The sequence below is a fragment of the Alteromonas sp. AWJ4_197 genome, from assembly GCF_056160285.1.
This window is the reverse complement of record NZ_JBSWWW010000001.1, coordinates 634,927-656,709: the sequence shown is the minus strand read 5'-3', so window position 1 is coordinate 656,709 and position 21,783 is coordinate 634,927. Positions and strand designations below refer to the sequence as shown.

At 50.6% G+C, this 21,783-nt stretch carries 17 protein-coding genes; 5 read left to right on the top strand and 12 right to left on the bottom strand.

The genetic code is table 11. The features are described from left to right. The first annotated feature begins 115 nt into the window (after nucleotides 1–115). Nucleotides 116–979, top strand: a complete 864-nt coding sequence (ilvY, locus tag ACXAGC_RS02880; RefSeq protein WP_119503564.1) for an HTH-type transcriptional activator IlvY — start codon at nucleotides 116–118, stop codon at nucleotides 977–979. Here the strand turns inward: ilvY and ACXAGC_RS02875 are convergent. Together ACXAGC_RS02875 and ACXAGC_RS02870 are read right to left on the bottom strand one after the other, a co-directional pair. Then, the gene (locus tag ACXAGC_RS02875) at nucleotides 961–2,481 is read right to left on the bottom strand and encodes a YifB family Mg chelatase-like AAA ATPase (RefSeq protein ID WP_474842225.1); all 1,521 of its coding nucleotides are present in this window, start codon (nucleotides 2,479–2,481) and stop codon (nucleotides 961–963) included. The genes ilvY and ACXAGC_RS02875 overlap by 19 nt on opposite strands. Nucleotides 2,482–2,558: 77 nt before the next feature. After that, complete coding sequence (locus ACXAGC_RS02870; RefSeq protein WP_119503169.1) at nucleotides 2,559–3,170, bottom strand: trimeric intracellular cation channel family protein; 612 nt, start codon at nucleotides 3,168–3,170, stop codon at nucleotides 2,559–2,561. Nucleotides 3,171–3,615: 445 nt separating this feature from the next. Here ACXAGC_RS02870 and ACXAGC_RS02865 point away from each other — a divergent pair, with 445 nt between their 5' ends. The 3 genes from ACXAGC_RS02865 to ilvA are packed head-to-tail and all read left to right on the top strand — an operon-like array spanning nucleotide 3,616 to nucleotide 7,960. Next, entirely contained in the window at nucleotides 3,616–4,548 is a 933-nt protein-coding gene (locus ACXAGC_RS02865) for a branched-chain amino acid transaminase (RefSeq protein WP_119503168.1), read from the top strand. 35 nt (nucleotides 4,549–4,583) lie between these two features. Next, entirely contained in the window at nucleotides 4,584–6,434 is a 1,851-nt protein-coding gene (ilvD, locus tag ACXAGC_RS02860) for a dihydroxy-acid dehydratase (RefSeq protein WP_474842222.1), read from the top strand. Next, entirely contained in the window at nucleotides 6,431–7,960 is a 1,530-nt protein-coding gene (ilvA, locus tag ACXAGC_RS02855) for a threonine ammonia-lyase, biosynthetic (RefSeq protein ID WP_474842220.1), read from the top strand. The genes ilvD and ilvA overlap by 4 nt, the downstream gene beginning before the upstream one ends. Before the next feature lie 49 nt (nucleotides 7,961–8,009). Here the strand turns inward: ilvA and ACXAGC_RS02850 are convergent, their stop codons facing one another. The 3 genes from ACXAGC_RS02850 to ACXAGC_RS02840 form a co-directional block, all read right to left on the bottom strand. Continuing rightward, complete coding sequence (locus ACXAGC_RS02850) at nucleotides 8,010–8,993, bottom strand: Kelch repeat-containing protein (RefSeq protein WP_474842218.1); 984 nt, start codon at nucleotides 8,991–8,993, stop codon at nucleotides 8,010–8,012. Between the two features lie 32 nt (nucleotides 8,994–9,025). Next, the gene (gene plsB, locus ACXAGC_RS02845) at nucleotides 9,026–11,476 is read right to left on the bottom strand and encodes a glycerol-3-phosphate 1-O-acyltransferase PlsB (RefSeq protein ID WP_474842216.1); all 2,451 of its coding nucleotides are present in this window, start codon (nucleotides 11,474–11,476) and stop codon (nucleotides 9,026–9,028) included. 114 nt (nucleotides 11,477–11,590) lie between these two features. Next, nucleotides 11,591–12,016 (bottom strand): DUF2177 family protein, encoded by a 426-nt coding sequence (locus tag ACXAGC_RS02840; protein ID WP_474842214.1) that lies wholly within the window; start codon nucleotides 12,014–12,016, stop codon nucleotides 11,591–11,593. Nucleotides 12,017–12,174: 158 nt separating this feature from the next. Between ACXAGC_RS02840 and ACXAGC_RS02835 the strand changes: the two genes are divergently transcribed. Continuing rightward, nucleotides 12,175–12,969: a hypothetical protein gene (locus ACXAGC_RS02835; protein WP_474842213.1), complete on the top strand. Its 795-nt coding sequence runs from the start codon at nucleotides 12,175–12,177 to the stop codon at nucleotides 12,967–12,969. On the opposite strand, the gene ACXAGC_RS02830 is transcribed toward ACXAGC_RS02835, so the two are convergent. From ACXAGC_RS02830 to ACXAGC_RS02800, 7 genes are all read right to left on the bottom strand, one after another. Beyond that, entirely contained in the window at nucleotides 12,956–15,205 is a 2,250-nt protein-coding gene (locus ACXAGC_RS02830; protein WP_474842211.1) for an ammonia-forming cytochrome c nitrite reductase subunit c552, read from the bottom strand. The two genes, ACXAGC_RS02835 and ACXAGC_RS02830, sit on opposite strands and share 14 nt — an antisense overlap. 16 nt (nucleotides 15,206–15,221) lie before the next feature. Beyond that, a complete protein-coding gene (locus ACXAGC_RS02825; RefSeq protein WP_474842209.1) occupies nucleotides 15,222–16,685 on the bottom strand; it encodes a sulfatase family protein in 1,464 nt (487 codons plus the stop codon). Continuing rightward, complete coding sequence (locus ACXAGC_RS02820) at nucleotides 16,678–16,845, bottom strand: hypothetical protein (protein WP_474842207.1); 168 nt, start codon at nucleotides 16,843–16,845, stop codon at nucleotides 16,678–16,680. Before ACXAGC_RS02820 ends, ACXAGC_RS02825 begins: the two co-directional genes overlap by 8 nt. A 118-nt stretch (nucleotides 16,846–16,963) precedes the next feature. Further along, a complete protein-coding gene (locus ACXAGC_RS02815; protein ID WP_474842408.1) occupies nucleotides 16,964–17,245 on the bottom strand; it encodes a sulfatase/phosphatase domain-containing protein in 282 nt (93 codons plus the stop codon). Continuing rightward, nucleotides 17,151–17,438, bottom strand: a complete 288-nt coding sequence (locus ACXAGC_RS02810) for a sulfatase-like hydrolase/transferase (RefSeq protein ID WP_474842206.1) — start codon at nucleotides 17,436–17,438, stop codon at nucleotides 17,151–17,153. Before ACXAGC_RS02810 ends, ACXAGC_RS02815 begins: the two co-directional genes overlap by 95 nt. A 12-nt stretch (nucleotides 17,439–17,450) precedes the next feature. Next, nucleotides 17,451–19,115, bottom strand: a complete 1,665-nt coding sequence (locus ACXAGC_RS02805; protein WP_474842204.1) for a sulfatase family protein — start codon at nucleotides 19,113–19,115, stop codon at nucleotides 17,451–17,453. 83 nt (nucleotides 19,116–19,198) lie between these two features. Next, nucleotides 19,199–21,550: a TonB-dependent receptor gene (locus ACXAGC_RS02800; RefSeq protein WP_474842203.1), complete on the bottom strand. Its 2,352-nt coding sequence runs from the start codon at nucleotides 21,548–21,550 to the stop codon at nucleotides 19,199–19,201. Nucleotides 21,551–21,783: the final 233 nt, after the last annotated feature.

Genomic DNA, 21,783 nt, shown 5'->3' with positions numbered 1-21,783 from the left:
GCTCAAAGCCAGTCGATGACCTCGTCGATGACGACTTGCTGCGAAGATTACTTGATCACTTTTGTTTTGGAAAATGATATATTCGCAAAACAGTATTTCATTTTTTGCAATATTTATGGATTTCCGTTCACTTCAACTTTTCAATCATCTCGCATCCAGTTTACATTTCGGTGATACCGCTGAGGCAATGTATGTGTCACCGTCCACGCTAAGTCGTTGTATTCAAAGGCTTGAGGAAGAGTGCGGTGCAGTGTTGCTGAAGCGGAATAACCGTTCTGTGGTCCTTACCCATGCCGGCCATAAACTGCTGGCGTTCTCTACGGAAGTACTGAAAGACTGGCAATCTTTGCAACGTGAACTGCACGATGACAGCGAAGCATTACAAGGAGAGCTCAGTGTTTTTTGCTCGGTAACTGCCAGCCAGAGCCATCTGCCGGCCCTGCTCAGGCAGTTCCGCTCCCGCTATCCCGGTGTGGATATCAGGCTGGTGACCGGTGATCCGGCGCTGGCTAACGAAAAGGTGAAGCATAAGGAATGCGACGTGGCGATCGCCATCCATGCACCTGATTTTCCTACCGATATGACATTCACACCACTGGACAAAGTGCCGCTGGTACTGATTGCTCCCCGTGACTGGCGGCTTACTGAACTGGCTCAGATAGACTGGCGGCGGCATCAGGTGATCATGCCGGAACACGGCCCCACGCGACGGATTGCTTATCACTGGTTTGCAGAACACGGGATAAGACCTAACGTGTATGCTTCTGTGGGAGGCAATGAAGCCATTGTGAGCATGGTGGCACTGGAATGCGGTGTGGGGTTTGTACCTCAGGTTGTGCTGGATCATTCCTCTATGGCAGGCAGTGTCAGCAAAATACAGGTTGGCGATATTGAAGCTTATGAGCTGGGGATCAGCTGTTTGTCTTCCCGCCGGAACGAGCCATTGGTTGATGCTTTATTTCAGATCCCGCTAAGCTGACGGAGCAGATTATCCAGCGCACGGTAGCCCAGTGCCTCTGACAGGTGATTGCGCTGAACCGTATCCTGCCCTTCAAGATCGGCAATGGTTCTGGCCACCTTCAGTGCACGATGAAATGCCCGCATAGAGAGTGACAATTTCTCAGCCGCCATCTGAATAAACTGCGTGTCCTGTGCAGACAGCGCGCACATTTCTGCCAGTGTATTTACCGGCAACATGGCGTTCAGGCTCCCCTGGCGGGCGTACTGTATAGTCTGCGCCTGACTTACTTTTTGCTGTGGCTGGCGGATGTCTTCCGGTTCGTGGTTTTCCGGGGTCAAAGTTAACTGATAGTCCGGTAAGCGGGGCACTTCCACCTGTATGTCGATACGGTCAAGCAGCGGACCGGATATGCGGCTCAGGTATCGCAATATCTGGTCCGGTGGCGTTCGGCCGTCATCTGCATCGCCGGTAGGACTGGGATTCATTGCGGCTATCAACTGGAAACGTGCCGGGAAGGTGGCCTGCCCGGATGCTCTTGAAATATGCACTTCACCGGTTTCAAGCGGTTCGCGGAGTACATCCAGCGCCCGCCTGCCGAACTCTGGCAGTTCATCTAAAAATAGTACACCGTGGTGTGCCAGTGAAACTTCCCCGGGAGCCGGTGAAGCACCGCCACCGGTAAGCGCAACGGCTGAGCTGGTATGATGGGGAGAGCGGAAAGGACGGCAACCGGCAATGATGTCACGGGTAACGGTATGTTTGACTGAATACAACGCCGCCACATCCAGAGCCTCATCCGCTGACAGTGGCGGCAGTAAGCGGAGCAGCCGGCTGGCAAGTAAACTTTTGCCGGTGCCCGGTGGTCCTGTGAAAAGTAAATTATGCGCGCCGGCCGCTGCGATCATAAGTGCCCGTTTCGCCTGATGCTGGCCATGAATACCTTCCCACACGGGCTGTGCGGAGCCATGAGCAGGCTTTACCGGATGGTTTTCATCAGCGGCAAGGGGCTCAAGCCCTGCCAGGTGCAGAAAAACGGAAATTAAAGAATCGGCAGCAAAGCGCCTTGCACGGTCAACCAGTGCGGCTTCATTTTTGTTTGCAGCGGGATGAAACAGTGTGCGGTCTGCAGATCTACAGGCAATGACAGCCGGGATAATGCCGCTGACAGCCATCAGCTCGCCGGTAAGCGACAACTCGCCGGTAAATTCCATTCCGTCACAGGCGCTGTCATTAAGCTGACCATGTGCCATTAAAATACCTATCGCGATGGCGAGATCGTAACGGCCGCCCTGCTTGGGAATACTTGCCGGAGACAGGTTTACCGTGATCCGTCTTGCCGGAAACTCAAAGCCGCTGTTAATAAGCGCACTACGAACCCTGTCTCTGGCCTCCTTCACTGAAGTTTCTGCCATACCCACCAGTTGAAATGCCGGCAATCCGTTTGCCAGATGCACTTCCACCCTTACCAGCGGGGCATCGATTCCCGTACCGGCGCGGGTCTTAACCACTGCCATTCCCATGTCCGCACTCCTGTGTTCTTCTGCTGTGCAGTTTACAGAGGTGGCGGAACGGGAATAACTGAACCCGTGAACAGTTCTCAGTCGGGCTTAAATACCGGCAGTTGCCAGTGCCACCGCATGGCACACAGGCGCATGACGACGGTGACAAGCAAAGCAGCCCAGGGGCAGTAATGCTGATCAAAGCCAGAATAAAGCAGCAATGCGTAACTTAATCCACCAGTTATGCAGGTAATGGCATAAAGCTCTCCGTTCAGTACCAGCGGGACTTCACGACAAATAACATCGCGCAGCAGGCCGCCAAAAACGCCGGTGATCGTCCCCATAGCAATGGCTACAGACATGGGTGCTTCATGAATAAGTGCTTTTTCCATGCCCACGACATTAAATAACGCCAGGCCGAAAGCATCGGCAATCAATAAGTAGTGATAGGGGAATCGCGGGCTGACTCTGAGCCAGGCAATGGTCGCCAGCGCAGCAATTAAAGTGGTATAGATGTAGTCTGTATTCTGAATCCAGAATACCGGCAAATCGAGCATAATATCCCGCAGCGTACCGCCACCAATTGCAGTCACCGATGCCAGTACAACGACCCCGAAGCCGTCCATTTTTTTCTGGTAAGCCATTAAGGTGCCGGAAATGGCACAAACAGCCACACCCGCCAGGTTTAACCAGTGAAACCAGTCTGTCATTTCTTTACTCAGCTTTTTTTATTGCTTAACACGCACGCCTGTTAAACGGAAAATCGGCGTTCAGGGCGCAAAATACTTGATTATGGCATGGGTTTCATGCTATTTCTTCGCACCATACAGATTCGTGGTCAGCCAGCCACGATCCGGGGGCCCGTTCCGGCCCTTTATAAAATTCCGAACTATCAACAATCCAGTCATAACAAGTCCGTATTCAGGGACTATCCTTTTCTGTGTCGACCTACAGGCGAAATCAGGCGTGAACAGGTGTGTCTGCAACCTTACAAAAGGTGTAAATATTCCTGTCCAGTCGCAAGCAGAGTCCGGAGAGGTTATTGGGCACTTCACTGCGGTCATGTATCATTCGTCTTAAGACATTTGTCTTGTCACTTATTTTGTACCGAACTAACGGTTTCAGGCGAACAGCCTGCTACAGGAAGGAATTAACATGGCTAAGCAACCAGCAGAATTTATTTGGTTTAACGGTGAAATCAAGCATTGGAAAGATGCAACTGTGCATGTAATGACACATGCTATTCATTACGGTTCATCTGTCTTTGAAGGGATCCGTGCGTACAACACGCCAGATAAAGGAACTTGCGTCTTCCGTCTGGACGAGCACAACAAGCGTTTGCTGGACTCTGCGAAAATTTACCGCATGACGATTCCTTACACGCTGGACCAAATCAATGAAGCGACGATGGATATCATTCGTAAGAATGAACTGAAGTCAGCTTATATCCGTCCAATCGCTTATTACGGCGATATCGGTATGGGTCTGGCTGTACCTTTCGGTACTGAAACTGAGTTAGCCATTGCTGCCTTTGAATGGGGAGCATATTTAGGTGAAGAAGCACTGAAGAATGGTGTGGATGCCGGTATTTCTTCATGGAACCGTCTGGCGGCCAACACCATTCCTACCGGTGCAAAAGCCGGCGGTAACTATCTGTCTTCACAACTTATCTCTATGGAAGCCCGTCGTCATGGTTACGGTGAAGGTATCGCACTGGACCGTAACGGTTATATCTCAGAAGGTGCAGGTGAGAATATCTTTGTTATCCGCAACGGTATTGTATCCACCACACCGAAGACGGCAGCCATTCTGCCCGGTATCACCCGTGACACAGTGATAACCTTGCTGAAAGAAATGGGCTATGAAGTCCGTGAGGAAAATATTCCCCGTGAAGCGATGTATCTGGCCGATGAAATTCTGATGTGCGGTACCGCAGCAGAAGTAACGCCGGTACGCAGCGTTGACGGTATTTCAGTAGGTAACGGTGCCCGTGGCCCGATCACTGAGAAAGTACAGGATATGTTCTTTGGCTTGTTCAACGGCAAGACCGAAGATAAATGGAACTGGTTAACGCCGGTTTATAAGTAATTTTTTGTAATTGAATTAAGAAACGGGAAAGCATTATGCCCAAGTTACGATCTGCAACCTCCACCCAGGGAAGAAATATGGCCGGCGCACGTGCGCTGTGGCGCGCTACCGGTATGAAAGACACTGATTTCGGTAAGCCGATTATTGCTATTGCCAACTCCTTCACGCAGTTTGTGCCAGGGCATGTGCATTTAAAAGATCTCGGACAACTTGTTGCCCGCAGCGTAGAAGAAGCCGGTGGTGTTGCTAAAGAGTTCAACACCATCGCGGTAGACGACGGTATCGCTATGGGCCACAGCGGTATGCTGTACAGCCTGCCTTCACGGGAAATCATTGCAGATGCCGTTGAATACATGGTGAATGCCCATTGTGCTGATGCCATTGTGTGTATTTCTAACTGCGACAAAATCACCCCGGGAATGCTGATGGCGTCTATGCGCCTGAATGTTCCCGTGGTGTTTGTTTCCGGCGGCCCCATGGAAGCCGGTAAAACCAAGTTGTCAGATCAACTGATTAAGCTGGATCTGGTTGATGCCATGGTTGCCGCTGCGGATGACCGCGTCAGCGACGAAGACACAGACCAGATTGAGCGTTCTGCCTGCCCGACCTGTGGTTCTTGTTCAGGCATGTTCACCGCAAACTCGATGAACTGTTTAACGGAAGCGCTGGGTCTGTCCCTGCCGGGTAACGGTTCTATGCTGGCTACCCACGCTGACCGCGAAAAGCTGTTTAAGCAGGCGGGTAAGCTGGTAGTTGAGTTGTGTGAGCGTTACTACAAAAATGATGATGAAACTGCGTTGCCACGCAACATTGCATCCTTCAAGGCATTTGAAAATGCTATGAGTCTGGATATCGCCATGGGTGGTTCTACAAACACCATCCTGCACTTACTGGCAGCGGCGATGGAAGGTGAAGTGCCTTTCACCATGGCAGATATCGACCGTCTGTCACGGAAAGTGCCGCATTTGTGTAAAGTTGCACCGTCTACACCTAAATATCACATGGAAGACGTGCACCGTGCCGGTGGCGTACTGGGTATTCTTGGTGAACTGAATAAAGCCGGTCTGCTGAATCAGGACGTGCATCATGTTCTGGGTAAGACGCTTCCGGAAGTGATCAGCGACTGGGATATCACTAATCCTGAAAACAAAGATGCTGATACTTTCTTCCGTGCAGGCCCTGCAGGTATCCGTACTACGCAGGCATTCAGTCAGGATTGTCGCTGGGATGAAGCCGATGCCGACCGTAGCGAAGGCTGTATCCGCGATCTTGAACATGCTTACAGCAAGGACGGTGGTCTGGCGGTTCTGTACGGTAACCTGGCGGTTGATGGCTGTATCGTGAAAACTGCGGGTGTGGATGAATCTATCCTCAAATTTACCGGTTCTGCGAAGATTTACGAAAGCCAGGATGATGCGGTAGCAGGCATCCTGGGTGATGAAGTGAAAGCCGGTGATGTGGTTATCATTCGTTACGAAGGTCCGAAAGGCGGCCCGGGCATGCAGGAAATGCTGTACCCGACCTCCTACCTGAAATCGAAAGGTCTGGGTAAAGCCTGTGCCCTTATCACTGACGGACGTTTCTCTGGCGGTACCAGCGGTTTGTCTATTGGTCACTGTTCACCGGAAGCGGCCAGCGGTGGCGGCATTGGTCTGGTGGAAGACGGCGATAAGATTGAAATTGATATCCCTAACCGGACTATCAACATTGCGATTTCTGACGAGGAACTGGCTCACCGCCGTGCCGCGATGGAAGCCAGCGACAAGCCCTGGAAACCGAAGAACCGCGAACGTAAAGTGTCTCTGTCACTGAAGAACTTTGCCATGCTGGCTACCAGTGCAGACAAAGGTGCTGTGCGGGATGCCTCTAAACTGGAAGACATATGACCGTCAGCGATCACGAATACCTCAAAAAGGTCTTGTTAGCGCCGGTTTATGAAGTTGCGGTTAACAGCGAGTTGTCTGTGTTATCCAGACTCTCGCAGTTAACAGGTAATGATATTTATCTGAAACGTGAAGATCAGCAGCCGGTTAAATCATTCAAGCTGCGCGGTGCTTACACCAGATTAAGTGCGCTGAGCAAAGCGCAACTGGATGCTGGTGTTATTGCAGCATCTGCTGGTAATCATGCTCAGGGTCTTGCATACGGTGCAAAGAAGAAAGGCGTACATGCCACCATAGTGATGCCGGAAACCACGCCGGATATCAAGGTGGATGCGGTACGTCGCTTCGGCGGACACTTCGCTAACATTGTGCTCCACGGCACGAATTTCGATATGGCCAGCAAGCACGCGCAGATGCTGGCGAAAACCCACGGCTACACCTTTATTCCTCCGTTTGATGATCCTGATGTTATTGCCGGCCAGGGAACTGTAGCCCGGGAGCTACTGGAGCAGAATCCTAACCTGGATATTCTGTTTGTGGCTATCGGCGGTGGTGGTCTGGCTGCGGGTATCGCGGTATACCTCAAACAACTGAAGCCGGACATCAAAATCATCGGTGTCGAGTCGGAAGAATCAGCCTGCTTTAAGGCGGCCATGGAAGCCGGTGAAATCGTGACTCTGCCCTCGGTGGGTATTTTCGCCGACGGTGTTGCGGTAAAAACTATGGGGACAGAAACGTTCCGTCTGTGTGAAAGATTGCTGGACGGCGTGATCACTGTTACCAATGACGAAATATGTTCGGCAATCAAAGATATTTTCGATGACACCCGTGTTATCGCAGAGCCTGCCGGTGCGATGTCTGTGGCGGCTATTAAAAAATATGTGGCAGAGCACAATATCAAGGGCAAGAAGCTGGGTGGTATTCTGTGCGGTGCCAACATTAATTTTCACACGCTGCGTTATGTGTCTGAGCGTTGTGAATTAGGTGAGCAGAAAGAAGCTGTTTTTGCCGTGAAGATCCCCGAGCGTAAGGGGGCTTTCAAGCAATTCTGTGAAGTCCTTGGCGGTAAAGCTATCACTGAATTCAATTACCGTTTTGCTAACGGGAAAGACGCGCACATCTTTGTGGGTGTAAATCTTAAAGGCGGCAAGCAGGAGTTTGCTGCGCTGAATGACTCGCTGACTGAACAGGGCTACGACTGCTTCAATATGAGCGACAACGAGCTTGCGAAGCTGCACGTACGCCATATGGTTGGCGGCAGACCACCAGCGTTGCTGAACGAAGCGGTGTTTACTTTCGAGTTTCCTGAGCACCCGGGGGCGTTACTTAAATTCCTTGGAACGCTGGGTGAACGCTGGAATATAACACTGTTCCATTACCGTAATCATGGTGCCGCTGAAGGCCTGGTGCTTGCCGGTTTTGAAATACCACCGGAAAGCCGTGATGAATTTAATGCACACTTGCAGCAGTTAAGCTACGAGTTTAAAGAGGTCACAGACGACCCCGCGTATAAATTCTTCCTGTCATAAAAAAGGGGCTGAACAGCCCCTTTTTTATGTCTGAATGAACTGGAACAGGCTACTTACCAACGGCCTGACGCAATTGTTTCGCATCAAATATCTGAATAGTGTCGAGCACAGGGCCCGGTGAGTCCTGATTGCCGCCAATCAGATAAACAGCGTCGTTGTAGGTAACCGCTTTTGCGTGTCTGACACCGGTCATGGATAAGTCGCTTTGATGCCAGGTGCCAGCCTTAAAGTCGTAAGTCCACACAGCATCAAGATTGTTGTAGTCACCAAACACTATCAGGTAATCACGCCACACAGTGGTGGTATGTGCACTGACAGGCACCGGCAGCGGAGGCAGAGATTTCCACTTTTTAGTCGCCGGATCGTACTGTTCAAACACATCCAGTTGCTCTTCACCAGTGTAACCGCCAACGACATAAATTTTATTTTGCCATGTGACAGCAGAGGTGGACTTGGCTGTGGGCATCGGCGCGCCCAGAGACCACTCGTCCTTGCTGATATCATAAACTGCCATCAGTGCTGTAGGTTTAAGCTTGCGGGTCTGCCAGTCGTGGTGAGAGCCGCCCAGCACATAGATTTTGCCATCCAGATATACTGCGGTGTTAGTACGCGTAGGGTAAGGTAATGTCGCCGCTTTAGTCACTTTACGGGTTACGGTATTAAACACCTCGACGGTGCTTTCATAGTTTGCCCGTTGTTTTGACGCAGAGATCCCGCCAATCAGATACACGTGGTTATTGTCATCGTAAACCGACGAAAAATAGCGGCGGGGAATAATATGGTTTTTCAGTACCTGCACGTTTTTGGTCGCCGGGTCGAGAATTTCCACATCATTCAGCAGACCCTTCTGGTTACTGCCACCAAACACAAATATGGTTTTCTGATCGGTAGCTGCACCGGCACCAAGACGGGGACTCTCCAGCTTGAACCCTGCCGGTTTCCGGTATTCACTGATATCCGGTACAGATGAACATGACGCCAGCATCAGTGTCACTGCGAAGGCAAATAAATATCGACAAGTGCCCTGTATCATAACTTTCCTTTTCACTTTTACACGTGGATCCGTTACCCGCACGTTGCTTCCACATTCTGCAAGTGCTGGGTAATTTCAGGCCACACCAGAGACAACACATCCTGGCGCAGCGCATCGCTTTCTTCAGAATACTTCAGACTGCCATCCGGCGCAGAATCCAGCCAGTGGTTCTCCCGCAGGGCAGAAATGAAAGAAGAAAGCACATTCTTGTCGTAAAACTCCGGAGAGTTCATGCCGTATAAGGTTGACAGACGTTCCGCCACCTGACGGCTGGTCCGTTCCAGACTATTGCGGCTTATCACCCGATCACGCTCGATAATGGTAAGTACCACCGCGTAGCGCTGGAAAGTTTCCTGCATACACCGGCTCAGCAGCCAGGCTGAATGGAACGCCCGGTCTGATGATGCCGGCGGATGCAACAGTCCCTGCTCCATCTCTGTCAGCATGCCTTGTTCCAGCAAAGTGGTGATGAGCTTGTCGGTGTAAGCCAGCGCCTCATCCTGAGTCATGTAGATAAAAAGCTCACGTTGCAGCAAAGGATACAGTGCTGCCATCAGGCGTAATATCTCATGACGGTGAATGCCGGGCCGGCCGAAGACAGCTGAAAGGATAACGCCGGGCAAGGCAAACAAATGAAGAATATTATTTCTGTAATATGTAAGGAATACAGCGGCATCTTTTAGTGGCGCGATCATCGTGCCGTAGCCATCCTGACTGATATCAAAACGTTTCAACGCCAGGGTTTCTTCCAGCATGGTTCTGCCGTTGCTGGCGGGAATGGTGGCGTCATCACTGTACGGCGCACTGCGCAGCAAAGCCAGGTAGTTGTCCATCACCCTGACCAGCTCTTTTTCCGTCATGGTCTGTGTTTTAGACGACAACAAACATAAAGAAATCAGCGCCATACCGTTAATGGCAGCATTTCGGTTAATACGCAGCATTACCTCGTGGGCCAGATCGTTAACCAGTGGCGTCAGCCAGTTTGGTTTTTTCTCCGGGTCTGCAGGTAAGGTTTCACGCCAGTCAGGAACGCTTTGTTCAAGGAACTGATTCAACTGAATCGGCTCACCGAAGTTTACGTAACCGTGGCCATAATTTTTCAGTTTTCTGATGGCAGAAAACACCTGCAAATTAGACTCTTTCTTTTTGCCGCTGCCTTTCAGTTCACTGAGATAGCTTTTTACTTCCATCACGTTTTCGTACCCGATGTACACGGGCACAATACTCACAGGACGTTGAACACCTTTAAGTACTGCCTGCATAGTCATGGCAAGCATACCGGTTTTAGGCGGGATCAGACGACCTGTGCGGCTGCGGCCACCTTCCGGATAATATTTAACGGAATAGCCTTTATTAAACAGTAATTCCAGATATTCACGGAAAACCGCAGTGTAAAGCTTATTACCGGCAAAACTGCGGCGCAGGAAGAAGGCGCCGCTACGACGGAAAATGGGACCCGCCGGCCAGAAGTTAAGATTGATACCCGCAGCAATATGAGGTGTCACCATACCTTCGTGGTAAATCACATAGGTCAGTAACATGTAATCCATATGACTGCGATGACAGGGCACGTAGATGATCTCATGACCGTTGGCAGCCAGTTCACGGATCCGCTCACTGTGGCCCACACTGATACCGTTGTAAATCTTGTTCCAGATTCGGGTAAGTATGCGATCGCCGAACCGGATCAGGCCTTCACGGTAATCTGCGGCAATCTCATCGATATACTCTCTGACAGCTTCTTTAGGATCCTGTTTCTTTGCCTTTTTCGACGCAGATTCTTCAGCCATGGCCCGTTTAACCGCTTCCGATCCCAGGATAGCATTGTGCAGTTCCTGACGTTCGAGCAATGTCGGGCCCGTCATACTCTGGCGCTTACGATGGAAGTGAGTACTTGCTACGCGCACAAGTTTGTGAGCAATCGAGTCATCCGTACCCCGCTGGGTCGACATTTCTCTCGCTGATACAGCTTTGCTAAAATTAATGAAGTTATCGCGGCCCAGAAACATCACGATAAAGAATTTTCGCAGCCAGCTTGGTGAGGCATGATGGGCAATTAAATCACTCAGACCGGGTTTACCTTTACCCGGCGCACGTCCCCAGGTAACGAATACCGGTACAACCTGCACATCCACATCTTCATGGTCACGATGCAAGTGGAAAAGATCTGAGAATATTGATTCTACATCCGTCTGGGACGGCTGCCCGAACAAGGGTTCCGTTTTACGCAGAAAGACACTGGCGGGATAGGTTTTGCCGGCCAGTTCGACATCTTTCACAGGGCTGGGCAAACCTAACCGCTGTGTGCACATACGCAGCGCAAGCTGGTCGGTCACAGAGTTGGTGGGCAGCAGATAAATGATCGGCTTAGTGCGGTCGATACCCAGTTCTTTTTCGACATTCGCGGGAATGTTGTGGTCTTTCACCAGCAACTTTACGGGATAATGAAACACTGACAAAAGCGTTTTGCGCATCCACGACATGAAAATGGAATCCTGTGTTGAGAAAACGGGCGCAGTCTACCATAAATTTACTGCGATCCAGATGAACATAAGACGGGGTTACCATGATAGGGGGTCTTTGGGCCTGAGTCACCCTCAGTGCGCCAGTTTATCGCTGATTTTTTGTGCTGCAAAACCGCCGCAGGTGGCAATGATTCCTGTGGCCACGGTTCCCCATATCCAGTCAATCAAAGTCATATTCAATGGCCAGTCCCGGATAATGGAATAGCAGGTCAGATTGTAGGTGCCGTAGGCGGTAGCCCCCAGGGCCAGGCCCGCTAATGAAGTATGAATCAGGTTCTTTCCGGCATAAGGACGTATCGTTAAACAGACGACCGAAGCACAGTAAAGCAGATAGAATGCGATCCATGGCCAGGTAATAAATTGCGGTCGCAATAGACTTTCAAACGCTTCACGATACAACGGCATAGCAATAACGCCCAGCCAGACTGCGTCCAGGCAGGCAAAAGCCAGTAGTACGGCGATGTATGCGCCGGTGAGTGTTTTAGAAGAATAATGCATAAGATCATAAACGGAAAAGGCGCGTAAAAGGTTCAGCGAAAAAATAGCTCAACCGTTTATCGCAACATAAGCCATACTAAACAGACTTACCCTGTGGCGATGACAGGTTTATTTACTGTTCACCCTACAACGATAAAAGGACAGAACGCGGGGATACCATGCAGAAAAAATTGTTTGAATTCGGTGATTTATTTTGGGTTCCGGAGTTTTATCACGCCTTTCTGCGTCGCTTTATGGGCGCATTGTATAAAGTATTCGGCTATCACAGATTATGGTTGCCTGAGCTGAACCGCTTTATCAACAAAGCCGGTGGCACAGTGATGGATCCTTGTGCCGGCAGTGGCTATGTCAACGAACTGTTGATGAAGGAGTTGAATAAGAAAGATCTGCGTTTTTACCTGTCGGATTTCATGATTGATAAAAACCCGGAATTTCGTGAACGCATTAACAATCTGGGTGATGACCGTATTCATTATCTGGAACAACCCATTGACGTGCTGAAAGACAATCCGGATTTCCGCTGCCCGAAAATCTTTATTAACTCTTTCCACCACTTTGACAACGAACAGGTGGCGCAGATCTTCAAGCTCAATCTGTCACACGGTGACGATGTGCTGGTGCTGGAGTATTGTGATAACTCCTTTATGAGTTACGTGTCTATGCTGTTAGGCCCGCTGGTGGCGATGATCATGTTACCGTTTATCACCGAGCGCCGGCTATTGCTGGTGACTGCCATTTTCACCTATCTGATCCCGGTAGTACCGGTGATGTTATTGTGGGACGGCATTGTATCGAGCCTGCGTTGCTATTCGAACAAGTCCATTAAAGCCGTACTGAAAGATGCCGGATTTGACGATGTAACGGTAACTTCGACCTTTCGTCGCAGTTTATTATATCCGGCGGGAGTAACGGCACATCACATCGAGGCGCCGTCTGCCGCTAAGGCTGAATAAGCGGTTTTAACTGCAGATATACGCTGTCCTGCGGATACACCTTACCCAGTGCCGTGACTGCTTTCTGGAGCATCACGGCGTTTTTGCTTAAATAGGCGTATTTAGCGCGTGTTGTCAGCAAATCATAATCGCCCGGCCATCTTGTCGCCGCGTCATCCAGCACCGTGAGTGCTTTTTCGGGTTGTTTGAGCTGCCACAAGGATACGCCGTAAACAAAGGCGAAACGCGGGCTGGCATCTTCAGCCCGGGCGGCCTTTTCCAGATGCGTCGTCGCTTCTTCATATCGCTTGTCCCGCACCAGCATCAGTCCGTAGGCAAACTGCACGGCTCCGGAATCCGGTGCGATGGTCAGTGCATTTGTCAGATATTTTTTCGCGCCGTCCTCATTACCCATGTTGCGTAAAAAATCGGCAAAGCTCAGCAGAGCCGGTAAGTTGGCAGGGTCAATGCGAAGCGCCGCCTCGTAATACATTTTTGCGTCGATTATGTTTCCTTTACGCAAAGCCAGCTGGGCCAGACCCGTGTTGGCGCCCGGGTGATCCCGCGTGGCCAGTAATGTTGCTTCATATTCTGCTAAAAGGGGGCTGATTTGCGCCTCCGGCAGAATACTGTCTGCCGGCGCATTCAGCAGTGCCGCTGCCACCTCACTGCGTACAGACAATGCCGGATCATCTGCAAGTGAGGCCAGTACAGCTGCCTGTTGCTGAGCTGATAATGACGGTGCTGCCATGGCAGCGCCCCGGCGTAAAGCCGCAGATGGAGAAGCCGCATGGGCTTTTATCAGTTTTACGGCTTGCTGCGGCGCCTGAGCGGCCACTTTTCTGGTCAGGGCATTGGTGAGTAAATCAGGCAGCGTAATTTTTGGATCGGTAAGCAGTGATACGGATTCAGCAATGGCTGCGGGATCCCACGTGGTTAATGCCGCATTTAACTTTGCCCATTCACCTGAGGTATCCGGCGATGCGCCGTCACGGGCTGGCCATTTTTCAACCGCATCGCGCAGCCAGGCCGTGGATTTGTCTTCGTGACAGGTGGCGCAGGGTCGTACACTGTCTTCATTAAGGGCAGAAGGCCGGTGGAATTTATGATCCCGTCTGTCATCCACGCCCATGTAGGTGCGCGCGGGCATATGACAGTCCAGGCAGTTGGCGTCTTTATGCCCGAAGGTATGGGTGTCGGCCATGAATACGTCAGGACGGTGACACGTTGCACACACCTGTGCATCGGGCAGGCGGGTTTTGCCTGAGTGGGGATCATGACAATGGATACAGGTAACACCAGCCTGCGCCATTTTGCTTTGCATAAATGAACCGAGTACAAAAACTTCATCACGGATTTGACCGTCACTGAAATATAGCGATTCGTCGATGGCATCTAACTGGAATTGCTGGTGGTATGGCTGTGTCAGATCCGGTTCACCTAATTCTGCTCTGCGGCTGTGGCACCCTCCGCAGGTATTCAGGGCAAGTTCACTGATTGGGGCGGGAGAAGACTGAGGCCGTGCAATGGCGTCTCCTGGCTTAAAATGAAAAGCGATGGCTTTGCCCAGTGCTTTAAGGCCAGTGTTGGTTGCGCTTAACGTGCCTTCACCGGCCAGTTTGATATGTTCACTGCCCGGGCCATGGCAGCTTTCACAGGCCACATTAACGTCTGAGTAGGTAGTATCGAACGTATTATTAACGGGGTCATAGTGCTTTTGTAAATTGGTCGAGTGGCAGGAAGCACACCGGCTGTTCCAGTTTTGATAGTATCCTGTCCAGAAAAAAGGATGTTCCGGATCGGTGACTTCATTGTTCTGCAACTGATACCAACGTTGCCCGCCCTGCTCTGCCGGCCGGCTGTCCCATGCCACATCAAAAGCTTGCAGCCGTCCTCCGGTTGTCCGCAATAAATACTGCTGCAGTGGTCTGAAGCCGAACGTATAAACCACGTCGAACGTTTGTTTTTCTCCCTGCCCGTTCAGCGTTTCGACAAAGTAAGCATCACCTTCTTTGAAGAAACGGGAAGTGCGGGCTCCCGCACTGAAAGTCATGTCGTTAAAGTTTCCCAACACGCTTTTGTCACTGGGAGGCAGCATGCTGTGATAGTGATCAGACTGACGCCAGGCGTCCCCTTCCTTCTGATGGCAGGACAGGCAGGTTTCCGCACCGGTGTAGTGCTTATCGCTACTGGCTGTGGCGGTAAAGGTAATGCATAAAAACAGGGCTGCCAGGCAGCCCTTTATCAGGTTGTTCACTATGATCTGCTTTTCGTTACTGACAAAGTCGCGACCCTTTTTGACACTTATCCAGCTGGTTTTCAACCGGTTTAATGCTTGCCGCGTGCTGTTCCCGCAGTGCAGCGAGCTCTGCAACAATGGCTTTGTTCTCTGAAGCAATGTTGTATTTCTCGGAAGGATCGGCGTTCAGGTCAAACAATAACGGCACTGCCAGTGTTTCTTCGGGGCTGCCGCCGTAGCCTTCTTTGTAAATAAAGTGGGCTTTGTAGCGGCCCTTACGGACAGCGAATACTTTTGCTCCGCGGTAGTAAAAATACACATCACGGACTGCATCTTCACCGTCCAGAAGTGTGCTTTTAACTGAATAACCGTCGCTGTCTTTGGGAATTTTACCACCGGCTAAATCCACAAGTGTGGGCAGTAAATCAATGGTGGAACCGATATCGTGACGGATCCCCGGTTTGATATGTCCTGGCCACCAGAAGATGCCGGGAACACGCATTCCCCCCTCAAAAACGTCGGCTTTACCACCGCGAAGCAGTCCGGCACTGCCGCCCATGGTTTCGAACCACAGCCAGGGGCCGTTATCCGAACTGAAAATCACCAGCGTGTTGTCATCGATACCTTCATCTTTCAATGTTTGCAGAATTTGACCTACCGACCAGTCCAGTTCTTCTATCACGTCGCCATAAAGACCTTGTGTGCTGCGTCCTTCGAATTCCTCCGATGCGAACAGTGGCACATGAGGCATCGCATGGGCGATATACAAAAAGAACGGATTGTCTTTATGAGATTTAATGTAATCCTGTGCCTTTGCGGTATAGGTTTTGGTGATTTGATGCTGGTCTGGTGCACGTTCAATGACTTCCTCTCCCTGCATCAGTGGTACACGGAAGTATTCTGATTTGGGGTTTGTCCACTGTTTGCCTTTATTCCAGTTTTTAACGCTCCAGTCCGGACCATTTAACTGCTGAATTTTCTCAAAATCCTGGTCCATATCGTTGGAGTAAGGAATACCAAACCAGCTGTCGAACCCGTGATTGACCGGCAGGTATTGTGGCAGATGGCCAATATGCCATTTACCAATCATCGCCGTATCGTAGCCCTGTGCTTTGAGTGCTTCAGGTATGGTGGTTGCGCTGTCCGGCATGCCCCCTAAGGAGTCTTCGCGGAATACCTGACGCATTGGCGTGGATGATGCCAGTCCCGCACGAACGGGATATTGTCCCAGCATAAGACCGGCGCGGCTGGGTGAGCACACCGGAGCAGCCACGTAGAAATTTGTCCATTTCTGTCCCTCCATCGCCATTTTATCCAGATTAGGCGTGGTGAGTGTGGGATGACCGTTATTGCTCATGTCGCCATAGCCCATATCGTCAGCGAAAATGACAATGACATTGGGTTGCCCGGTGCTTTTTGCGCTGGCTGGAAATGCAGGTAGCAAACATGCTGCGCCGATGGTGGCAGATAACAGTGTTACTACAGAAAACTTAGTCATGATGATATTGCTCCACATTACTTTCCTGATAGCCATAGCGGACGGCTTTTGCTTCGATATAACTGTTGGGTTGGACAGGAACGGGTTGGGTATACAGTTGCCAGGGCTCCCCGGCTGCCATTCGCCAGGCAACGGATGCATTGTCACTGGACGAGGTCATCTCAACGCACACCTGCCGGTGACATTCAGTCAATTTAAATTGCGGGCTGGCGGTCACCGGCTGTTCAAACCCCGGCCACATGGCCCCGACTATACTGGTTTCCGGCTCAGTGCTTTTATCATGAACCTGTACCTCCCAGTTTTTCAGCGCCTTCTTTATCCGGTACCATATCCATGCGGTCTCTGGCTGCGTAGATATACTCTCTCTGTTCGCCGGAAAAGATACCGGTGCCCTGCAAAAAATCAGGGAGCGGTGCACCGGCAAAGGATAAAAACGTTGGAGCAAAACCCACCATAGAAATTAATTTATCGTTTTGAGTACCGGCACCGCGTCCGTCGGGAAACCGCACAATCAGTGGTATATGCAGAGCGGTTCGGCGCACACACGCCGGCCGCTGCATAAACGTTGGTAAAGCGAATGCCTTGCTCAGCGAGTGCATCAATATTTGGGGTCTTAGCAATCTCATCGCCGAAGGTTCCTATGCGCGGACTCAGATCTTCGGCAACGATGAACAAGATGTTGGGTTGCTTTCCCCATGCGGTTAGGGATAAACCGGCAACAACGGTGAAAGTTAACCAGCGTAACATTCGCATTTACCAAACTCCTTAGTGACGCGGCTTGTCAGCCGTTTTTTCCATCCACGGGAAGTACATTTCACCTTTGCGCTGCATGTCGATTTTCATCGGCGTATCAGGAAACAGTCCCATGTACATGTCTTTGCGGTTGGGCTCAACCAGCCACCAGTCCGGGAAAGGAGCGGCCTTCAACCCGTCTTTCTTGCGCAGGTTCATACCTTCAGCCAGCCTTGCGTTAAAGGGTACCGAGGGCTTGCTGTTATCAGCAGGACGCAGAGCGGCGTAGAGCGCCTGACGCAGTGGCAGTAACTCATGAGCATATTTCGGATCGCGGATAAGGTTATGCATTTCTTCCGGGTCGTTTTTCAGATCGTAAAGTTCTTCGATGTCCCAGACACCGTGATACTGGATGTATTTAAGATCGCCGCGACGAATGGCGAAGGTGGTCGGCGTCATGGGGAAAGACCATTCCCAGTAGTACTCATAAACAAAATCAGGTGACTGCCACTCGTCTTCTGCTACCTTGCCGGATGCCACGGGTAAAAAGCTTTTTCCTTCAAACTGTTCAGGTTGCGCAGCGCCCGCCAGTTCGAGGAAAGTAGGAGCCATATCCAGGTTTCTCACCAGTGCTTCATTGGTCGCACCTTGTGGCAGCAGGCCAGGCGCGCTGATCACCAGAGGAACGCGTACTGAGCCTTCATAAGCATTGCGCTTATCGATAAGGCCGTGATCGCCAATCAGAAAGCCGTTGTCTGAGTAAAATACCACCATGGTGTTGTCGTACAGATCGTTGTCTTTCAGGTACTGCACTAACTCGCCCAGGCTGTCATCAACGGCTGACAATGTGGCGTAATACTCCTTAAGGTATGCTTCCATAGTGCGGTCGCTGGCATAGAAAAAGTCTGTGCCGTGCCAGCTGTTGCGCTGATTATGTACCCACATGGGCTTGTTTTTAGCGTCCTCTTCTGTCACCACCGCTGAGTCCGGTAATTTGAAATCCACATCATCGTACTGTCCTTTATGGCGCTCAGCCGGCGTGGCATCGGAATGCACAGCTTTATGGCTCAGGTACATGAAAAATGGCTGGTTTCCTTTCACATCATTTTTCAGCCAGTCCAGTGCGTAATCCGTCAGCTCGTCAGTGATGTAGCCTTTCTGATTAACGTGTTTACCGTCCACGTTGAGCTGATTCACCATACCTTTCGCCAGCATCGGAGCCGGAATGGCGTCAGTCGGGTAATACGCTCCCTGTCCGGGAAAGCTGACCCATTTATCAAATCCGTCACGGGGCATATCTGAATGGCTGCCCATGTGCCACTTACCGAAAAAACCGGTTTGATAGCCTGCCTGTTGCAGGTATTTGGGAAAGAAGGTCAGGCCTTCTTCACTGGAGTTATTGTTATCAACAATCTTGTGGTTACGGGCGGTCATGCCGGTAAGAATGGTGGCGCGGCTGGGTGAACACAGTGAAGATGTCACTACCGCATTGGGAAAATACACACCGGTTTCAGCCAGTTTATCAATGTTAGGGGTTTGCAGTTCTTCCTGCAGAAAACCCATACCGTCGTAGCGAAGGTCATCCATCAGTACAAAAATAACGTTACGCTGTTGTTCTGCAGCGCTGGCATTCATCGACAAGCTCAAGGCGATGGCGCTGGCAGCAGTTAACAGCTTCTTAGTGAATGTGTCGGGCATGGTTGCTTATTCCGTATTCGTAAAAAGTGAAAAAGTGCGGATAAAAGCAACGTTGTCTTTTATCCGCGAAATGTACCACCGGGTTAGTAAGCGCCGAAGCGGTATGTAAATTCAACACCCATATAACGCTGGAAGTCTCTGGTCAGCTGCGCGTTAATGTTGCTCTGATCAAAGATAGCGGTACCGATTTGAGCAACATAGGTGTCGTTGAGTGCGTTTTTCGCAAATACACTGGCGACCCATTTACCGTCATCAGCCTGCAGACCGACAGTCAGATCCAATACGCTGTAGCTTGGCAGAATAAGATACGGTGCCTGGTTCTGATTCATCTGGGTTTCATCCTGCCAGCGGTAATTGGCGCTGACGAACATATCCATGTCGCCGTCCAGGTAGATGTTGTATTTGCCGGACAAAGTAAACTTGGTATCCGGAGAGTTAGGCACATCTCCGCCGGTAATCGACTGGAAGCCGTCAATACAGCCTTGTGCTGCTGTTTGATTGAAATAGCATTGTTGATCCTGGAATTCACCGTAGGTTGCATCGATAAAGGCGACACCACCACTGATCAGTAACTCAGGGACAGGCTTGGCGTTAAACTCTACTTCCAGACCTTCGGTGATCACTTCACCGGCGCTGGTGAGTGAGAAGGTCACCGTTTCCGGGTTGTAAGCCTGACCCTGGAAATTCTCGAAGGTAGTGTGGAAACCGGTGACAGACAGACGCAATCTGCGGTCGAAAAACTCTGAACGCACGCCGCCTTCCCAGGCTTTGTTTGTTTCCGCCGGTACCGGTGCGGTTCGGCTTTCGTTCAGCGAGAAAATCAGGTCGAACGCAGGGGCTTTGTAACCTTCGGCATAGCTACCGAAAATCATGGTGGTATCGTTGATATCGTACGACAGCGCCAGGCGACCTGTCAGTGCGTCGTCTTCGGTTTCATTGGTGAAATACCCGGCTGACGCAGGCAGTGCCGGTAATCCTGAGAACGGGCCGGTAATGACTGTAGCGCCGCGGGCGAAATCAAAAGATATTTCATCTTTGGTGTAGCGCAGGCCCAATGACGCAGTAAAATCTTCGGTTACATCCCAGTCTGCCTGACCAAAGAATGCGTAGTTGCGGGTATCAACTTTTGAGTCCATCGCAGCAAAACCGATGCCTGAGCCTTCTTCTGAACAGGCGACAGTGCCCACAGCCGGATCGTAGGCATCGGCGCAGCGCATCACTTCACGTTCGAAATAACGCTCAACGGTTTGCTCCCAGTAGAATGCACCCGCTGTCAGGAAAATATTATCAGTGGCCTGGCCGGATAAACGCAGTTCCTGTGAGAACTGGGTTTGTTGCTGATCGCCGCCGCCGGAAGCGCCGTTTTTGGTGAACAGTACATGGCCTGTTACCGGCGACGTGTACGGATTGATATCTGCATCCTGAGCTGTTTCCAGGGTGAAGCCGCGATAAGCAGTAATTGAGGTCAGCGCAAAGTCTTCAAAGCTGTGGTTGTATTCAACTGAGATCCCGCCGGTTTCAGTGTTGGAATATGCCGGACTGGCAATCTTGACCTTGTTGTTACCCCAGGATACATCCACGTCGGCATAGTCTTCTCCTAACTGATGCAAGTCTGCCAGTGAACCCCGGCCAATACTTTGTAAAACTGACGTACAGCAGTCCCTTTCCTGCTTCGAATAATCGGCAATAATATAAACGTTGTCATTCATACCCAGGTCGATATCGAGTTTACCTCTTACACCTTTACTTTCGTCTCCGTTGATGGTGTCGCCATTAGTAACATTTTCCACAAAACCATCGAAATCACGGTTATAAAAAGACAACCGTCCGCGCACATTGTCACTGATCGGGCCGGTCACCTGACCCATCATGCCCCAGGCGTCATCATCAGTGAGCGTAAGGCGGACTTCACCAAAGAATGAATCTTCCGGACGTTTAGTAAAAATACTCAGTACACCACCGGAAGCATTTTTACCAAACAAGGTGCCCTGCGGTCCGCGTAGTACTTCAACCCGATCAATATCTGCCAGATCCGACAAAAACTGTACCGTACGGCCAAGGGGGACACCGTCAATGACTGTACTGACAGTAGGTTCAACAGCTGTCTGGAACGCGGTGGTACCAATCCCGCGAATGTTCACACCGGAACCACGCATATCGCCGGACTGGTTAAATGTCACCGACGGACTTACCTGAACTAAGTCCTGGAATTCTGTGGCCTGAGCGGCATCTAAAATTTCGCCGGATACTGTGGTAACGGCAACCGGTACTTCCATGAAGCCCTGTACCCGCTTTTGTGCGGTGACTTCAATGACCTCCAGTTGTGAGTTCGTTTTCGCGTCATCATTGGTGTTGTCCTGAGCCGCGGCATAAGTGGATGTCATCGTGCCCAGTGCGAGCAACAATGCGCGATTCAGTGGTTTTTTGTTAAACATCGGATTTTCTCCTCAGAGTGTAGTCCTTTCGGGGCTGTTATCAGCACCCGGCAAATTAACGGTTTTTATTTTTATCACTCACCGGTACGGCAGATTCCGGTGTGGCAAATGTTTAATATCTGTTAAATGTTTAACAATCATACTATGTTGATATTTAAAAAGTCTATCGTTGTCTTTTGGCTATTTGTTAAATCAGTCAAGTTTAATTTTATGATTTAATTTATGTTTATTTT